The organism is Acinetobacter sp. TUM15064, assembly GCF_008980265.1.
GTDB lineage: Bacteria > Pseudomonadota > Gammaproteobacteria > Pseudomonadales > Moraxellaceae > Acinetobacter.
Genome location: NZ_BKFU01000066.1, coordinates 1 through 17,608, shown reverse-complemented (window position 1 = coordinate 17,608; position 17,608 = coordinate 1). Strand labels below are relative to the sequence as shown.

Here is a 17,608-nt window from a genome sequence, read left to right as displayed (position 1 = left end):
AGTTTTTGCACATGCCACATTCAGAAAACCTAATCCTATAAAAAAAATTAAATAAAAAAAATTAAAATTAAACATGGTGTTAAATTCCTTTAAAATTATCTGGAAGTCTTAATTTAAATGATTTTGGAATACTATCTTTTAATTCAGAAACTGTACCATGTGCATGAATTGCTTTTCCATGACCAAAAATTAGACCCTCTCTAACAGCTTTATCATGAAAAACATTGACCCATGCTTTTCGATTATATTCATCAGAATAATATTTATTTGCATAATTCAAATGTCCCCCTACAATGGATGGGCGACCATTTGCTCTTTCAATCAAATAACTATTCACGAAATTTTTTATCCTTGAGCTAACAGCAGACATTGGCATATTTTGAACAGAACCATATGGCTCTAAACTTTTAGGTCCTGTTATTTTAGAGAACTGACGATGTGCATTGACAACATTTCTCACAGTACCTCCCCATACACCAGATTTCGTCCTATTTAATATAGTATCTACAACTCCAGCAGCTTGTTGTTTAAAATTATTTTCATTTTTAAATTTAATTACTTCAGTCTCCGTTACCTTCATAATATCAATAATATCTTGATTCGATAAAATCAACTCACTTTCTAAAATATTAGATTTAGGATCTTCATTTTTAAAGATAATACCAGAACAACTGAGTAAAGATTGCTTATTTATTTCTTTTAGTAGAACAGAGAATAATTCTCCATTTAGATCTTTAACTGTTTTTTTAAAATAAATTTCATTTCTAGCAACCATTGAAAATTTTGTCACATCGTAATGCACCCATGTACTTGCTCCCGAAGAACCATCATTAAACTTTTCTGGTTCCAGATAAATTTTACCATCTTGTCTTTGTTCTGAAGCATTCATCTTAGCTACTAATATTTTTTTACGTATTTTATTCATATCTTGAGAAGCTGTAGTTCTAACTCCATTTTTATTAAAATGTATATCTAAAGCTAGTCCCATATGGTTAACACTAGTTCTTTTCTTTTGTTTATTACTCTCGATACACCTATACCCGGACTCTATATATGCTACTTCGATATTTTCAGATTTAAAATCATTTTTTAGATAAAAACTTAATGCCTTCAACACCCATATTAAAGACCTATGTAAACCTGGATACTCATTTGCAGTATTTAATCCTGACTTCACCCCTCTAATATTATTACCATACCCTAAACACTCACCACACGGACAAGAAGCCTTCGCCATAAAACTTGCTATTGGATACTCATAGTAAAACTTATCCAAAGCAGATAAAACGCTTCCACAAATTTTTCCAGTTTCAATCACCCCCATATAATCTCTCTGAAATTGCCTAATACAAGCAGCTGTTAAGTTAGTAAACTCATCTGTGGGTAATGCACCACCAAACCCAGCTAAACGAATATTAATTTCTCTAATTAATTCACTTTTACCTGATGAAATACATTGAGGATTGGTTTTACATAAATTTTCAGTATTCGTTTTGGGTGTTCCACTCTCTTGGCTACGGTCTTCAACTGTCGGGATTTTAGAGCCTAAATTGGCAGTTTCATTGAGTATATTCTTACCCTCTTCATAAAGTTCATTCACCTTATTTAGGATTTCATTACCTAAATTTCCTGAAAAAAGTCCATCACCTTGCTTTTTTTGCGGACTCGCCTGAGAAGGCTTTTTTGCTTCTTGCCTCTGAGATATTTTTGATGTTGTACTAGGGGACGATTGATTTTTTGGTTGTGTGGCTGATTTTTCTTTTTGTTGATGCACATGATTTCCTGCAGCTGGAATATTTACTTCCAACTTAATCACTTGACCAATATAAATCTTATTTGGATCATCTATCTTATTTAGGCGTTCTAATGCGCGAACTGTCGTATTATTTTTCTGAGCGATATCAAATAAAGTTTCTCCTTTTTTCACAACATGTGTTTTTCTTTTATATTCTCCATTACTTCCCTGATTAGTGAATGTCGTTAAGTTTAAAAGAACTTTAGGGCTCGTAATCTTTACAATCATCCTATCTCTAGACATAACAAAGCTTTGGACTTTTAGCATTAAACCATCAAACATACTTTTGACATGAACATCTAATGCTGTACCTTTATCTCGGCTAATTTCGACAATGCACCCTTTAGAGTTTGTTGCACCAGCCGCAATAACCTGTCCAGTCCTTTGGTTCGTCACTTTATATTGAGCTTTAGGAATTGGGCTTCCAAATAAATCTAAAATTTGTATAGTCACTAATGATTTTTTATTCATTTCTAATCCTTATTATTTTCATTATGATTTATTTCTAAATTCTCACCATTTACATTTTTATCAATACTAAAATCATCTTCATCAAAACTTTCGACTCGTAAGCCCCATTCATCATCAGATCCAACAAGCACTTGGACTTTTGTTGGGTCTGATGTGTTAATTTTTCCTGTACGGCCATGTTCATCTATTACCCCTGCAATAAATACATTTGTCTCAGGAATAAAAGCTTTGTAACTGAGCTGATTAAAATCACTTGCCCAAAATAAATTATAAATATCTAGCCGATTGCTAAAAGTAGAAGAGCAAGGTAATTCAGGAACCTCATAAGACACTTTTGCCCCACCCACAAAACTATGCTGACCCGCCTTACTTTCAAACTTTCCACCTGTTGTCGTAAAAATTCCATCCCCATTGATTTTGAGCTGTGAACCACCAGCAGTAAGCACAATTTCTTTTGGACTGGTTATCTCTATTTTATCTTCAGTTGAAATTAGCTTAATCACCTTGCGCGCAATCGCCTCTATCGCATCATCTTGCGCCTGTAATTCAACTTTTCCTTTTGCAGCAAATGCCTTTAGCCCTTTTTGTGCAGCAAATAAGCTCACCTTATCCTGTGCATGCGCAATAATATTCTTCTGTGCACTTAAGTTAATAGACCCCTGTGCGCTTTCAACAATGTCTTGAGAAGCCTGTAAAACAATATCTTCGGGTGTCGTGAGGGCAATACCATTGGGGGAAGCCAACAACATTAAAGCCTGACGAAAGATCTTCGCTTGAGCTTGATTGTGAGTATCCTGCGTTTGCTCTGCCTCTTGAGCATATGTCTCCATAAAGCCTTGCATGGAGCCCAATGCCTGCATAGGATTAACATTTAGCTTGCTGCCTTTATTAAAGCTTCCGCAAACACTGGTCAGATCAAAGTCATTCATCTCGACATTAGCAATCACTTTGCCAACATCTTTTAAAGCGGAGAAAGGATCCGCATTCAATTTTTCTTTGACACTTTGCAACTGACTCTTTAAAGCATCTGAACCATGTTCTTCGAGATTATCAATAAAGGCTTTTAAGTTTTCGATTGAGTTATTCGCGTCTTGAAAGAAGTCTTTAAATTCATTGATCAGATTGTCTGTGTCTTGACCAAATTTTTGAATATCCTCAATGAAGCCACCACAGCTTTTTAGTGCCGAAATCGGATCTTGACTAACTGCCGTTTTAAATAAACCAACAGTTGCTTGGAGTGCTTGATTGGCTCCTTTTAACTCTAAAGATTGAATCAACTTAGGCAGACGATTGACGACATTCAGTGCATCGGTCTGTTGTTTGACAGCCAAAGTACTCAACATGTGCATACTGTCATGACCTTGCTGCAAGATGGACTGGGCTTCTGACGCAGCCAAATGATCTGCGACCGCTTGATCCTGAGCATAGGTACTAATCAAGAGACCCTTACCTGCACGCATGGCTCCCCATTGATCCGTTCTTAGCTCAAACCCCTCACCACGCCCATCACTGTTTTCAGTTTCTTTTGGATGACTGAGGTTACCAAGGTTGAGCTGACTCGCTCCATGACTACTGTGTAACTGCACACTAATTTGCCCTGTCGTATCATCAAAACGCAGTTGGTTAAAGCCTTGTCCTGCAACCTCTTGTGAACGGATTCCGCTGAGCTTTTTCGTCGCAGGCAATGTCCCTTTCACATCAAACATAGTTTGGTGGCGCTCGGCTTCATGAATACGCCCTACGACAAAGGGTCGATCAACGTCCCCCTCAAAGAAGTCAATAACCACAATTTCTCCGACACGCGGATGAAAACGTGCGCCATATCCCTCACCCGCCCATGGGGTCAATACATCGACCCAAGCCGAATCTGTGTCATTGTCATTTGCCCCCGCACCACCATCATGGGTATGGTCATCACTACGGGTAAACATGAAGCGAACTTTAATCCGCCCCCATGCATCCACATAAATTTCTTCCCCTTCGGGCCCGACGACTTTAGCCCGTAAAGGGTAGGCTGCTGGACGGTGTATCCACGCTTGATATTCAGGAACAATTTTGACCTCACGGCGTACGACAAAGAGTTCATTGGCTTGTCGTTCCTCACTCAGACCTTTCCAGCGACTCCCTTTTAGTAACAGATTGATTTGCTGTAGCAACTCTTTGGGTAAATTATTTTGGTTATAAAAGACTTTACCTAAAATGAGAAATTCACGCTCTACGAACACATGCTGATCTATTTCGGGGTGGTCAACCATTTCAAACCAATAGCCCACTTGTGCATCTCGAACACTACTTTTTGCTGTGAAATATTTGGCCTGAAGTTCGTGATATTGGTTCAGTTGTTGATTGAGGCGTTCCAATTGGCTGCTATTGGCAGGTGTAGTTTGATCCTCACCCTGTAGATCACTCGTCCATGCTGGACTGACACACCAGACTTGTTCCAAACCCAAACCTTCATTGTCTTGTTGGTCACTGTGCTGATGCACACTCAATACAGCCTGACTCTGATCTTGAGCTAAATATTGCGCTTGCCAACGCTGCGTCTGCACGGTGGTGGACCGTAAGTGACGTTCAGCAATAAAACTGGTGATGCTATCAAAAGGCTCGGTGGCATGGCTGCGGTGGAAACGAATCTTTCTGCGGCCCAGCGCAATAAAAGATTGATTATCATCAATTAAACGAAGTTGCTGTGCCTGAATCGGTTCGGACGAACTGAGCACCATCGGGGCTTGTTCATCGATCAACCAGTTCATCCCTTCACTCCGCCATAAGCGTGTAAGAAACTCAGCATCGGTTTCATTGGACTGCATGACAAAAGGACGCACATCATAATCACGGCTTAACCCGTCTAAGTTCAGGCTTAAACTGGCTGCAAATAACGTACTGTGACTTTGCCACTCGCTAAACAGAGTTTCAGTAATTTCACGAACACTTTTACTCATAAACACGCGACTGTTTCTGCGCTTATGCCACAGCGCTGTTGCATCTTCAATCGTCAGTTTATAAACGGTTAATGCACCATCACTTTGCCCCTGACTGGCGCTGGTAATCACCCCCGTCAGACGAGAAAGTTGCCCCACATCCGTGACTTGATCGACCGCGACACGGCCACCAATGAACTGTTTCAAAGGCAGATAAGCATTGGTCGATAGACATAGAATTTCAGCTTTTAAGCCCTGATTGATGCGGTGTTCACCCTCAATGCGCTGAATAAATACCTGTGTGTTCAAGGCCAGATTGGAAAAATGAATATGCAAAGCACGTTTTTGTGAACTAAATCCAAAGGATTCCAGCATTTTATAAATAGAATTGAACATGATCATTATGAAGTTATTGGTTTTTATATTTGTGCGCGGAGTGTACAAAATGTCTTTTTTTTAATCTAGTAAAATAATGTTAATGAAGACGTAGCTCTAAAAAAACAAAAAGGAGCAGCATGCTCCTTTTTGTTCAATCTCATTTCAACTTTAGAAGGCGACACGTTTATAGTGACGGTACTCTGGCTTCCAGAAGTTCTTTTCAATCGCGTGTTGCAATTGCTCATCACTAATAATCGGGGCTACACCTGCATCCATCGCTGCTTTGGCTACTTTGAAGGCTATCAGCTTAGATACGTTCTGAATTTCATCAATCTCAGGTAACAAGTCTGCTTCAGGATTAACCAACATCGGTGAGCAATCTGCCAAAGCATTACTTGATGCAATTAACATAGAGTCTGTCACACGGGTTGCATTGGCCGCAATCACGCCCAGCCCAATACCTGGGAAGATATACGAGTTATTGCACTGCGAAATATTATAAATTTTGCCTTGATAGTTGACAGGAGCAAAAGGACTGCCCGTCGCAATCAAAGCCTTGCCATCCGTCCAGTGAATAATATCCGCTGGCACCGCTTCGACACGCGACGTTGGATTAGACAGTGGCAATACAATCGGACGATCACAGTTCGAAGCCAAAGTGCGAATCACTTCTTCAGTGAATAAGCCCGGCTGACCCGATACGCCAATCAACACGGTAGGTTTGGCATTCTTCACGACATCAAGCAGTGAAATCACTTCTTCCGCATTGCCCCATTCCGCTATCACGTCTGGCTTTTGCGCCAATTTGCGTTGGAAATCGAGTAGATTCGGCTGATTTTCAGTGATTAAACCAAAACGATCGACCATATACACGCGTGCGCGCGCTTCGGCATCAGTTAAACCTTCAACTTTCATCTGTGCAACGATTTGTTCAGCAATACCACAGCCTGCTGAACCTGCACCTAAGAAGGCAACGGTTTGATCTTTGAGCTGTTTACCTGCCGCACGTGATGCAGCAATCAAACTACCCACAGAAACGGCTGCGGTACCTTGAATATCATCATTAAAACAACAGATTGCATCACGATACTTATTCAGTAACGGCATAGCATTATTTTGCGCAAAATCTTCAAATTGAATCAGCGCTTTCGGCCAACGACGCTTGATCGCCGCAATCACTTCATCGACAAAAGCATAATACTCATCACCACTGATGCGCGGTTGATTCCACCCCATATAAATCGGGTCATTCAGTAACTGCTGGTTATTGGTCCCGACATCAAGGGTAATCGGTAAAGTATACGCTGGACTAATACCACCACACGCGGTATACAGCGACAATTTTCCAATCGGAATACCCATCCCGCCAATGCCTTGGTCGCCCAAGCCTAAAATACGCTCGCCGTCGGTAATCACAATGACTTTGACATTTTTCTTGTTAATGTTATGCAAGATGTCATCAATATGCGCACGATCTGGATAAGAAATAAATGTGCCACGATGGCGGCGATAAATATCCGAGAAACGCTGACAGGCCTCACCCACCGTTGGCGTATAGATGATTGGCATCATCTCACTTAAATGGTTTTCAATAAGGTGATAGAACAAGGTTTCATTGGTGTCTTGAATATTACGCAAGTAAATGTGCTTATTGATCGCATCATTAAAAGCACAGTACTGTTGATAAGAACGCTGACTTTGTTCTTCAATACTTTCTTCAACATGTGGAATTAAACCATGCAAGTTGAAGCGAGTGCGCTCTTCTTCCGTAAATGCGGATCCTTTATTTAACAGCGGCAACTCAAGCAAGGTATTGCCCGCATAAGGGATGTATAAGGGTTGTTTTGTCTTTAAATATTCTGTCGTCATTACCTATCTCGTTATACATAGATTTAGATGAACCTATGGGAGAATCTGTACATCTATTTCGGCTACTAGCTTAGCGCCATTTACTCATGTTTTGATATTTATAAGCGTGATGCAATTATCAAAGCGATTTAGTCTGAAAATAAAAATACTGAGTCATACAACTAAATATAGGGACTGAAACAGACTTTTCTCAAAATTCAAAATGGATAAAAATTGAACTTCACCATTACACAAGCTAAGCTAGCGCCTTTCGTAGTTCTCTATCCGCAAAAAAATGACAATAAAAAAATTAATGCTCTTGTTGAGCCTCATAAGCGTTGTTACCGCTCAACTGACCGCTTGCCAATCTATCTCTAAGGCTCAAAATACCGTGAGTCATAAAATTACAGGGCTATTGGGTAATCACGAGAAACTGCCTGAAATTGATCAAAAAGGCATTGTTGATATCAGTAAAGCCACCATCGAACAATATGAGCAACTCAGTGCCAATTTACCCTTGAACCAATGGGTCTATCTGGAGAATGAAAACCAAGGGATTTATCAGCTACAAAACAAATCGACCGAAGGCTTTGTGCTCTCACTACGTCTGAATTGTAAAATCAACAGTCATCCGCCTACGTTTGAGCTTCAAGATGCGCAAGGCAAACGTATTTTATATGGTTATGATAAAGCAGCAGGACAGATTCAGTTTTTACTCGACAACAAAAACTACGGCAATCCCTTTGATCCATTTCAACACCAAACCCTGAGTCGTTTTCAACAACAGCTTGCCAGTGCCCAAGTGATTAAGCTCTTTCATGCAGGCAAACTGTATCGTTTTCAAAACCAAAATGCGGCACTACTCAGCAAACCTGTCTCATGCCGTGAAAATAGCTAAAATGAAGGTTATTTGGGTGGGTTCAGATGTGACATATCGACAAACACACCAGTCAAACGGCGCACAATCGGCAGTACAATGAGCACGACAGGATAGGCCGCCACCCAAGACATCATCCATGCAGACAGCCAAACCTGTAGAAAGTTGTCCACCCAGCCCAAATTACGCCACAGATTGATCATCGAAATAATGCCACTCATAAAAAATGAGATAAAAAACGGCAAAATAAACATGGCGTATTTTGCGGGTAACTTGGGAATATTGCCAATGATCATGGGGCGCTGTTCAGACACGTTTCATCCTTAAAAGTATGCGTTTTGGTTTTGATCATACTGCACTTTTCATCTTTGTTGCAGTGCAATCGTTAGCAATTAGTGCGCATTTTTTATTCTATAAAAATGGATTCACCTAAAGACGCCGAAATTTGCTATATTTAGCGTTTTTCTGCGACATTAAATTTTCGACTGAATATGAACACGGCAATCCAAGCAGCTCTCGAGCACGCAGTGCAAAACCTTCAAGCTGAAGGCGTCCTTCCAGCAGACTGGAATAACAGCAGTAATTTGACGCGTACCAAAGACCGAAGCCACGGTGACTTCGCGTCCAATATCGCGATGATTGCCTCTAAAGCTGCGGGGATGAAGCCACGTGATTTAGCCGAAAAAATTCTTGTTGCGTTGCCTGAAGTGGCAGACATCAGCAAAGCAGAAATCGCAGGCCCTGGCTTTATTAACTTCTTTTTAAATGCTGACCAACGTTTTGCTGTACTTGAGCAAATTCAAGCGCAAGGCAAGCAATTTGGTCGCACTCAAGCCAATGCTGCGAAAAAAATCCAAGTAGAATTCGTTTCTGCCAACCCGACGTCGAGCTTACACGTTGGTCATGGTCGTGGCGCAGCGTACGGGATGACCGTTGCAACCCTGCTTGAAGCAACAGGTGCAACGGTAGACCGTGAATATTATGTGAATGATGCAGGCCGTCAAATGGACATCCTTGCAACATCCACCTATTTACGCTACCTCGAATTAACAGGTCAGGAACTGGTTTTCCCAAAAAATGCCTATCAAGGCGATTATGTTAAAGAAATCGCGCAAAGCATTATTGATGCTGATGGTGATGCCTACGTTCGACCAGTGGCTGACGTCTATAACGATGTCCCTGAAGATGTACAATATGCAGAAGAGCTCGATGCTGAAGGCAATAAAGTTGTCCTTTCAGGCGACAAAGAAAAACATATTGATGGTTTAATCGCCAATTCACAGCAACTCATTGGTACCGGCTACCGTGTATTCCACCAAGCAGCACTCCATGCCATCTTAGATGATATTAAAGATGACTTAGGTGAGTTTGGCGTAACCTTTAACCAATGGTTCAGCGAAGCATCACTCACGGATAAAATTGATGAAGCGTTAGCCACTTTAGAACAACGTGGTTTCTTATACGAAAAAGACGGCAATATTTGGTTCAAATCAACTGAATTTGGCGATGAAAAAGACCGTGTTGTGAAGCGTCGTAATGGGCAAACCACTTATTTTGCTTCTGACATCGCTTATCACCTCAACAAATTACAACGTGGCTATACCGACCTGATTGATATTTGGGGTTCAGATCACCACGGCTATATTTCACGGGTTAAAGCCGCGATTGATGCAATGGGCTATGACTCGAAAAAACTCACCGTTCTATTGGTTCAGTTCGTGAGCTTATGGCGTGGTGGTGAGATGGTGCAAATGTCATCTCGTTCAGGCCAGTTCGTGACTTTACGTGACCTGCGCAAAGAAGTGGGCAACGATGCTGCGCGTTTCTACTACGTGATGCGTAAGTCCGAGCAACACATTGACTTTGACTTAGACCTTGCGGTTTCACAAAGCAAAGACAATGCGGTGTACTACATCCAATATGCGCACGCACGTGTCAATCGTATGGTCGATGTGAAAGCCCCTGAAAAAGGCATTCCTTTTGATCGTAGCAAAACGGCTGATTACGATGCGACCTTATTAACGCTTGACGCTGAAACTGAAATTCTGGCTAAACTTGCAGCCTATCCTGAAATTGTGCTTCGTGCTGCAAATAGCTATGAACCACACCAAGTGGGCAACTATTTGAAAGAACTCGCAGCATTATTCCATGGTTGGTATAACTTGGATAATACAAGAATTATCGACGAACAGAATGTTGCCCTTTCGCAAGCCCGTTTATTACTTTCAATAAACGTACAACAAGTTTTGCGTAATGGTTTAGAGTTACTGGGTGTGTCTGCACCTGAAACCATGTAATAAGTGAAGCAAAGCTTCACACATGGTTGCAAGACCGAAAGCTATGCTTGAGGTAGCGATGTAAAAAAGCAACGCTTTGCACATCGTCGCAAGACGAAGGGCTATGCCCGAAGTAACCATGTAATAAGTGAAGCAAAGCTTCACACATGGCTGCAAGACCGAAAGCTATGCTTGAGGTAACGATGTAAAAAGCAACGCTTTGCACATCGTCGCAAGATAATGGGCTATGCCCGAAGTAGCCATATCAACCCAGATGTATTGTTCGCTTTGTGAAACTTGAATTTTGCAAAGCGATTCTTTATTTTACGATGACGCCTCTTTTAATCCCTTGAGGCCAAGTATTAAAATAAAGAAAAGAATGGGCCAGTCCCTCATATTGATTAGAAGAAAAGAGGTTTCCACGTGTTTGGAAAAACGCAGCGCGGTGTATCTGAAAGACCGAACAAACCCAAAAAGCCACTGATTCCAGCTTGGCTCGGTACACTTGTGGTCATTTTAATCGTGCTCTGTTTTGCTGTAGCACTGTTACTGTGGAAGCCTTGGGCGCCAGTGAAGCCGAAAGGTCAAATCACCTCGGAACATTATCAAGAAGAAACCAATAAAGACTACCGTTTCTACGACTTACTGCCACAGCAGCAAGTGACTCCGATTCCAGATCAAGCCATTCCTGAAACTAAAGACAATCCAAGCACTGTGGTGATTGTTGAAGCACCTGCTGCCGAAGAAAGCACCCCTGCTGAACCGGGTTTAACCGAAGCAGCACCAACACCGCAAGCACCAAGCTTTATTTTGCAAGTGCGTAGCTACCCTGACCCAGACAGTGCAGATGCACGTCGTGCAGAAATTATCTTAAATGGTCTCTCTGCCGATGTCGTCAAAACCGTTGAAGGTGGGCAAACATGGTATCGCGTGATTTCAGGGCCATATGACTCGCAAGAAGCTGCGGTGATTGCACAGCAAACCCTACAACATAGCGGGATTGATTCGATTGTGGTCAAACGCTAAAAAAATAAAAGGATGCCGAGGCATCCTTTTTTATACCCTGAGTTTGGTGAGAAAACGCTGAATCAATTGCGCAACATGCTCCGCATGTACATAAGCCAAATCATGTTGCCCCTGTGACACGATATACAATTCAGCATGTGGTATTTGACGGTGTAAGGCCTGCCCCACTACAACAGGACTAATCGGATCTGCATCGCCCCAAATCAGCAGAACTGGGCACTGGATACGCTCCAGACTGTCCGTCAAATCAGACTGATGCTGAACAAACCAATCGGGAACAGTAAAGTTCTGTTGATAATCCTCTCTCCAATCCGCCACCTGAAAAGGACTTAAATCAATACCGCCTGAGGTTGCCACAAGTACCAAAGCCTGTACCTGCTCAGGTTTTTGTAAGGCAGCTTGCACTGCAAAAATGCCACCCATAGATTGTGCAATGACCACAGAAGGCTGTTGAATTTGATTCAATACATAGTCTTGTAAGCCCTCAAAACTCTGCACATTCACATCATCCGGATAGCCACCAAAGCTCGGATAAGCGACGACCATGCTTGAATTGTCCTCTGGGAGGCGCTGTATGACAGGTTGCCAAAATGCCGTATTACCCGATGCACCGGGCAAAAAAATCAGGTTCAAACCATCACCCACCACTATAACCCACTGAGTTCTTTGGCTTTTTTAAAGGCTGGGCGTTGCTGAATACGCTGTGCATAAGCAACCATTTGAGGATTATGGGCTTTGACTCGCTCTTGCATCGCCACCACAGGAAAGCTCATTTGAATATCGGCAAAAGAAAAATCACCTGCAAAATATTCATGTTGAGATAAATAATTTTCTAAATATGCACTATGCTCTTTCAAGCGTGGATTAATAAAGCTGCCTTTCACCCCATCACAAATTTTATTGGCAATCGGCTTAATTAGAAAGGGAACATGTTTCGGTACATTGGTCATCACCAAGGTCATGACCAAATAGGGCATCAACGACCCTTCGGCATAATGCATCCAGTAGTTGTATTGCATTAAGTCCTTTGGATTTTGCGGTTTAAACCTATGCGCCGTATCGTAAGTGGCTTGCAGATATTCTAAAATCACCGCAGATTCTGCTATGACCAAATCACCATCAGTCAAAACGGGGGCTTTGCCTAAGGGATGAATGTCTTTTAACTCAGGTGGCGCAGCATAAGTCGGCAGCCGTTTATAAAACTTCACCTCATACTCCAACCCTAACTCTTCCAAAGCCCATAAAATGCGTAAAGAACGTGAATGTTCCAAATGGTGCAGAGTGATCATTGTTTTGCCTTTTGTTTTAATTGAAATCTAGCACTCACTTTACGCGAAAATTTGGATTTTGCACCTGTAGATGTACATGAATCTGCAGTCGTACAAAATCCTTTACTGCCTCTAAAAACAGCCAAGTGACTTAAACGATTGAGGTTTCAATCTCAACAGAACGTAATAAAGTTTTAGTAACTGGTGTTTTTTGACAGATATCTAAGATTTTTTGGCGTGCTTCTTCTGTCAATGTTTGCTCAAACGACAAACGACGACTAATCCATTCTCGGCCTTCTTTATTGGCATTAAAGTCTGCTTCGACACTAAAAGCCCCCCACTCGATCCCTTTATGCTGTGCATACATCCTTAGGGTAATCATGGTGCAGGAAATCAAGCCTGTACAAATAAAGTCATAAGGTGCAGGGCCTTTGTCCTGACCGCCAAAAGACGCTGGTTTATCGGTAATGAATTGATGTCGCCCACTACTTACTTCACCAGACCATGCTTCGACGCATGTTTTCACTTCTGCATTCGCAATGATTGCCATTTTTTTATTATCCTATTTTTCATTTATCTTTTTTGAATAGGTTTCAAGTACTGAAACTGTCCACCTATGCTGTTGTTGAACGATTTTTCGCAGTATTCCTCTTATTTTGAAGCGCGCATTTGGTCTGGAAATGCTGGTGCTTCCAAACGCGGGCCTTCATAGTCTGGAATTGAGCCAAAACGTTCATCTTGTGCAATCCACTGATCACGTGCAATTTTCAATTCTTCTTGAGTACGCCCAACAAAATTCCACCACAGTAGAATTGGACTTTCAAACGGCTCACCACCTAACAGTAACAAGCGACTACCCGCATGAATTTCAATTTCAATCGTGCTTACACCCTGCTCGAGCACCACCATATTGTCTTCACTCAGTTCGTGCCCATTGACCGTAGCCGTTCCTTCTAAAGCCATAAATCCATATTCAAAGTTTGGATTGAGCGTTAAACGGGTCTTGGTGCTTTCTGCTGCACTTAAGTCCACCCCTAACAGCTCGGTATAGACACTCACAGGTGAGGTGGTATTTAAAAACTCTCCGACCAATACGGTAAATGCTACCCCATCTTTTTCCACCACTGGCAGTTCTGGATAGTGATCGAAACGGGGTTCAACAGCAATTTGTGCATCGGGCAATGCAATCCACAACTGTGCCGCATGCATTTTGGTTTCTGTATCTGGTGCGACTTCCGTATGGGAAATTCCATGTCCTGCGGTCATGAGGTTGACCTGTTTTGGACGAATCAGTTGTTTGCTGCCCAAACTGTCGGTATGCATCATGGTGCCTTCAATCATCCATGTAAAAGTTTGCAAACCAATATGTGGATGTGGACCAACATCTAAACCGTCCCCTTGTGGGAAAGTTACAGGGCCAGCGTGATCTAAGAAACACCATGCGCCAATCATTCGTTTATGGCGACTTGGTAGTGCACGCTTGATGACCGTCCCTTGGCCGATTTCAGCACTTCTCAGTGGAAACTCTTGAATGAATTGATTTACGTATTTTTCACAGTCATCCGAATGCGAAAGTTCAGTATAATTATTATTCGTCATGTGCTTACTCATTACAGATCCATATGTCCTAGATCATAACAAGCAGATTCCCAACTGCACATACCTAAAAATAGAATGCTGATTCTTAAACATGGGACAATATCTTGTATTTTCAAAACTTAAGTAAAAGGCAATGCGTGGATGTAAAAATGTTGTTACATCTTTATAAGGTGTGTTTTTGCTCTGCTGGAGTGATTTAGGAATCATGAAAGGTTGTACATTTTAGCCTAATTGAGAAGTTTTCTTCATCAAAACGATCTTTTCCGAGCATTTAAACCTATAGAAAAAAGATATACAATTAAATCACTTACAACTAAAATTTTTCCTTAATGTTTAATAAAATTATCTATTCTGAATTATCCCCTAGGCAAAAAGAAATTTATAATTTCCAGAAAATCTCGGCATATTTAGCAGACTACGGATTCAATTGTATAAAGTTATCAGATGATTGGAATGGTGCCGATTTTCTTGCATATCATTTAAATGGAAAAGACACCTTACGAATCCAGCTAAAAAGCCGCATTACAATTGATAAAAAGTATATAAATAAAAACTTACATATAGCTTTTCCAATTGATAAAGGATGGTGTCTAATTGACCATGATGCTTTAGTAAAAATTGTGCAAGAGAGTACTAATTGGCTTGAAAGTGCATCATGGGTAGAAAATGGTAAATATCACTCAGCAATATTAAATAAGAAGCTCTTTAGTCTCTTAGAACCGTACTTCTTAGTTAATTAACTTTTCTGACACTTTTAAATAAAAAAAAGAGCGCTTAGGCGCTCTTTTTTAAAGATAATTTGCGTCAACTGCCGCGCGCAAAGCGCTTGGCGTAAAACTGGCAAGCAGCGTTGCTGCTTGAAACCCCAGTTTTACTCCCATTCAATCGTTGCTGGTGGCTTAGACGACACGTCATACACAACACGAGAAACATCTTTAATTTCGTTCATGATACGCGTTGAGATTTTATCGACAAGATCATAAGGAAGATGTGCGAAACGTGCTGTCATGAAGTCAACCGTTTCAACAGCACGAAGCGCAATCACCCATGCATAACGACGACCATCACCTACGACACCAACAGATTTCACAGGTTGGAATACAGCAAAGGCTTGTGCAGTTTTATCATACCAACCACTTGCACGAAGCTCTTGCATGAAGATGTCATCTGCAAGACGTAAAATGTCTGCATATTCTTTCTTCACTTCACCCAAAATACGCACGCCCAAACCTGGGCCTGGGAATGGATGACGATATAGCATTTCATGCGGTAAGCCTAAAGTTGTACCTAAACGACGTACTTCATCTTTAAACAAATCACGGATTGGCTCAACCAATTCAAAAGCTAAGTCATCTGGTAAACCGCCCACATTGTGGTGAGATTTAATCACATGTGCTTTACCATTTTTGGTTGCAGCAGATTCGATCACGTCTGGGTAAATCGTCCCTTGTGCAAGGAAGTTTACACCATCAAGTTTACGCGCTTCTTCAGCAAAAACTTCAATGAACTCACGACCAATGATTTTACGTTTTTTCTCAGGATCAACTTCACCCGCAAGTGCAGTCAAGAAACGCTCTTCAGCATCGGCACGAATCACACGGATACCCATGTTTTTCGCAAACATGTCCATCACTTGCTCGCCTTCGTTTAAACGAAGCAAACCATTATCGACAAATACGCAAGTCAATTGATCGCCAATTGCACGGTGTAAAAGTGCCGCAACAACGGATGAATCCACACCACCAGACAGACCTAAAAGAACTTTCTGATCGCCAATTTGTTGACGTAGTTGTTCAACACGCAGGTCGATAATGTTTTCAGAGTTCCACAGACTACGACAGCCACAAATGCTGTGTACAAAGTTAGACAATAACTCTGCACCTTTTGCAGTGTGCGTTACTTCTGGGTGGAACTGAATACCGTAGAAACGACGTGTTTCATCAGAAACCATCGCCACTGGGCAGCTTGGCGTGCTTGCAGTAATTTGGAAACCTTCAGGAATCGCCGTCACTTTGTCGCCATGACTCATCCATACTTTAAGCTGGTCTTTGGTGTCTTCAAGATCACCAATCAACTTGTCACGAACTTGGATGTTTACTTCGGCATAACCGAATTCATGTACTGTCCCTGGCTCAACTTTACCGCCAAGTTGTGCCGACATGGTTTGTAAGCCATAGCAAATACCCAAAACTGGTACACCTAAGTTGAACACAACTTCTGGCGCACGTGGGCTGCCCTCTTCGTGTACGCTCTCAGGACCACCTGACAAGATGATACCGTTTGGATTAAATGCACGAATGTCTTCTTCAGACATATCAAAAGCATACATTTCAGAATATACACCAGCTTCACGTACGCGGCGTGCAATAAGCTGGCTATATTGAGAACCGAAATCCAAAATAAGGATACGATCTTCAGTAATTTGAGTATTGGTAGTCATGACAAACAACTATGAAAGGCAAACGAATATAAGCGCCGTATTCTAGCATTTTTCCACACATAACGCACATAATTCGGACAAGCTTTATGCAAGGCCAACATTTGGTGATGTTTAAACAAAAAAGCACGCAATTATGGGCTGTGTTTATTACGAAATTTTCTCTATTTTAACAACTTCAATATCGGTCGGTTTATAACGATGTGTGTCGACCTCACCGACCACCTGTACTTTATCGCCTGCTTTAATATTGGATACTTTCCATAAATCCTCATCAATATCCAGCAAAATAACCCCTGTACCATCACTGAACTCATAATGATCTTCATTGAGATGTTTCAACAGTGTACCTTTTAAAGTGACCGCCGTTTCATCTTTGAGATTTGCAATGGCTGAAACAGTGACGTGATTGTTTGCCGCTTCTTGCATGATGATATGGTCATCATTTGCCCATGCGCCTACAGCTAGACTTAAACTGCTCATACAAAGCGCAATTTTTAGAAGATTTTTCATATTATTTTTCCTCATGTCTTATTGCTATTAATCAAAACAAAAAAAGCACCAACAGACGGTACTTTTTTGTAAACTTAGATTCTCAAATGAAGTGCAACAGAGATTAAATTATTGGAAAGAAGCAAGATGAGCTAGCATTTTGCTTCCGACCGACCAAAGTCAAAGTTGCATCATGAACTATACTCATCTTACCCAAGAA

At 41.4% G+C, this 17,608-nt stretch carries 14 protein-coding genes; 4 read left to right on the top strand and 10 right to left on the bottom strand.

Annotation, left to right across the window (positions count from 1 at the left end; all coding sequences use genetic code 11):
* Positions 1–79: 79 nt before the first annotated feature.
* The 3 genes from GBI16_RS15315 to GBI16_RS15305 form a co-directional block, all read right to left on the bottom strand.
* Positions 80–2,266, bottom strand: coding sequence for a LysM peptidoglycan-binding domain-containing protein (locus GBI16_RS15315; protein ID WP_086210823.1), 2,187 nt, complete (start codon positions 2,264–2,266; stop codon positions 80–82).
* Between the two features lie 2 nt (positions 2,267–2,268).
* Positions 2,269–5,583, bottom strand: coding sequence for a type VI secretion system Vgr family protein (locus GBI16_RS15310; RefSeq protein ID WP_151707391.1), 3,315 nt, complete (start codon positions 5,581–5,583; stop codon positions 2,269–2,271).
* Positions 5,584–5,733: 150 nt separating this feature from the next.
* A complete protein-coding gene (locus GBI16_RS15305; protein ID WP_151707390.1) occupies positions 5,734–7,434 on the bottom strand; it encodes an NAD-dependent malic enzyme in 1,701 nt (566 codons plus the stop codon).
* Positions 7,435–7,708: 274 nt separating this feature from the next.
* Between GBI16_RS15305 and GBI16_RS15300 the strand changes: the two genes are divergently transcribed.
* Positions 7,709–8,311 carry a hypothetical protein gene (locus tag GBI16_RS15300; protein WP_151707389.1) on the top strand — a complete coding sequence of 201 codons (603 nt, stop codon included), beginning with the start codon at positions 7,709–7,711 and terminating at the stop codon, positions 8,309–8,311.
* Positions 8,312–8,319: 8 nt separating this feature from the next.
* Here GBI16_RS15300 and GBI16_RS15295 read toward each other — a convergent pair whose 3' ends face one another.
* The gene (locus GBI16_RS15295) at positions 8,320–8,604 is read right to left on the bottom strand and encodes a DUF2798 domain-containing protein (RefSeq protein ID WP_151707388.1); all 285 of its coding nucleotides are present in this window, start codon (positions 8,602–8,604) and stop codon (positions 8,320–8,322) included.
* Positions 8,605–8,781: 177 nt separating this feature from the next.
* Here GBI16_RS15295 and argS point away from each other — a divergent pair, with 177 nt between their 5' ends.
* Both argS and GBI16_RS15285 read left to right on the top strand, forming a co-directional pair.
* Entirely contained in the window at positions 8,782–10,587 is a 1,806-nt protein-coding gene (argS, locus tag GBI16_RS15290; protein ID WP_151707387.1) for an arginine--tRNA ligase, read from the top strand.
* A gap of 402 nt (positions 10,588–10,989) precedes the next feature.
* Positions 10,990–11,592 carry an SPOR domain-containing protein gene (locus tag GBI16_RS15285; protein ID WP_004684390.1) on the top strand — a complete coding sequence of 201 codons (603 nt, stop codon included), beginning with the start codon at positions 10,990–10,992 and terminating at the stop codon, positions 11,590–11,592.
* Positions 11,593–11,622: 30 nt separating this feature from the next.
* On the opposite strand, the gene GBI16_RS15280 is transcribed toward GBI16_RS15285, so the two are convergent.
* The 4 genes from GBI16_RS15280 to GBI16_RS15265 all read right to left on the bottom strand — a co-directional run bounded on the left by GBI16_RS15280 (position 11,623) and on the right by GBI16_RS15265 (position 14,459).
* A complete protein-coding gene (locus GBI16_RS15280) occupies positions 11,623–12,225 on the bottom strand; it encodes an alpha/beta fold hydrolase (RefSeq protein WP_086210833.1) in 603 nt (200 codons plus the stop codon).
* 14 nt (positions 12,226–12,239) lie between these two features.
* Positions 12,240–12,881, bottom strand: a complete 642-nt coding sequence (locus GBI16_RS15275) for a glutathione S-transferase family protein (protein ID WP_086210828.1) — start codon at positions 12,879–12,881, stop codon at positions 12,240–12,242.
* A 130-nt stretch (positions 12,882–13,011) separates the two neighbouring features.
* A complete protein-coding gene (locus GBI16_RS15270; RefSeq protein ID WP_086210829.1) occupies positions 13,012–13,410 on the bottom strand; it encodes an OsmC family protein in 399 nt (132 codons plus the stop codon).
* Between the two features lie 101 nt (positions 13,411–13,511).
* Positions 13,512–14,459 (bottom strand): pirin family protein, encoded by a 948-nt coding sequence (locus GBI16_RS15265; RefSeq protein WP_086210830.1) that lies wholly within the window; start codon positions 14,457–14,459, stop codon positions 13,512–13,514.
* 329 nt (positions 14,460–14,788) lie between these two features.
* Here GBI16_RS15265 and GBI16_RS15260 point away from each other — a divergent pair, with 329 nt between their 5' ends.
* Positions 14,789–15,199, top strand: coding sequence for a hypothetical protein (locus GBI16_RS15260; protein WP_151707386.1), 411 nt, complete (start codon positions 14,789–14,791; stop codon positions 15,197–15,199).
* A 131-nt stretch (positions 15,200–15,330) separates the two neighbouring features.
* On the opposite strand, the gene guaA is transcribed toward GBI16_RS15260, so the two are convergent.
* Positions 15,331–16,899: a glutamine-hydrolyzing GMP synthase gene (gene guaA / locus GBI16_RS15255; RefSeq protein WP_086210961.1), complete on the bottom strand. Its 1,569-nt coding sequence runs from the start codon at positions 16,897–16,899 to the stop codon at positions 15,331–15,333.
* Between the two features lie 147 nt (positions 16,900–17,046).
* On the bottom strand, positions 17,047–17,409 hold the full coding sequence (locus GBI16_RS15250; protein ID WP_086210962.1) for a NirD/YgiW/YdeI family stress tolerance protein: 363 nt from the start codon (positions 17,407–17,409) through the stop codon (positions 17,047–17,049).
* Positions 17,410–17,608 lie beyond the last annotated feature (199 nt).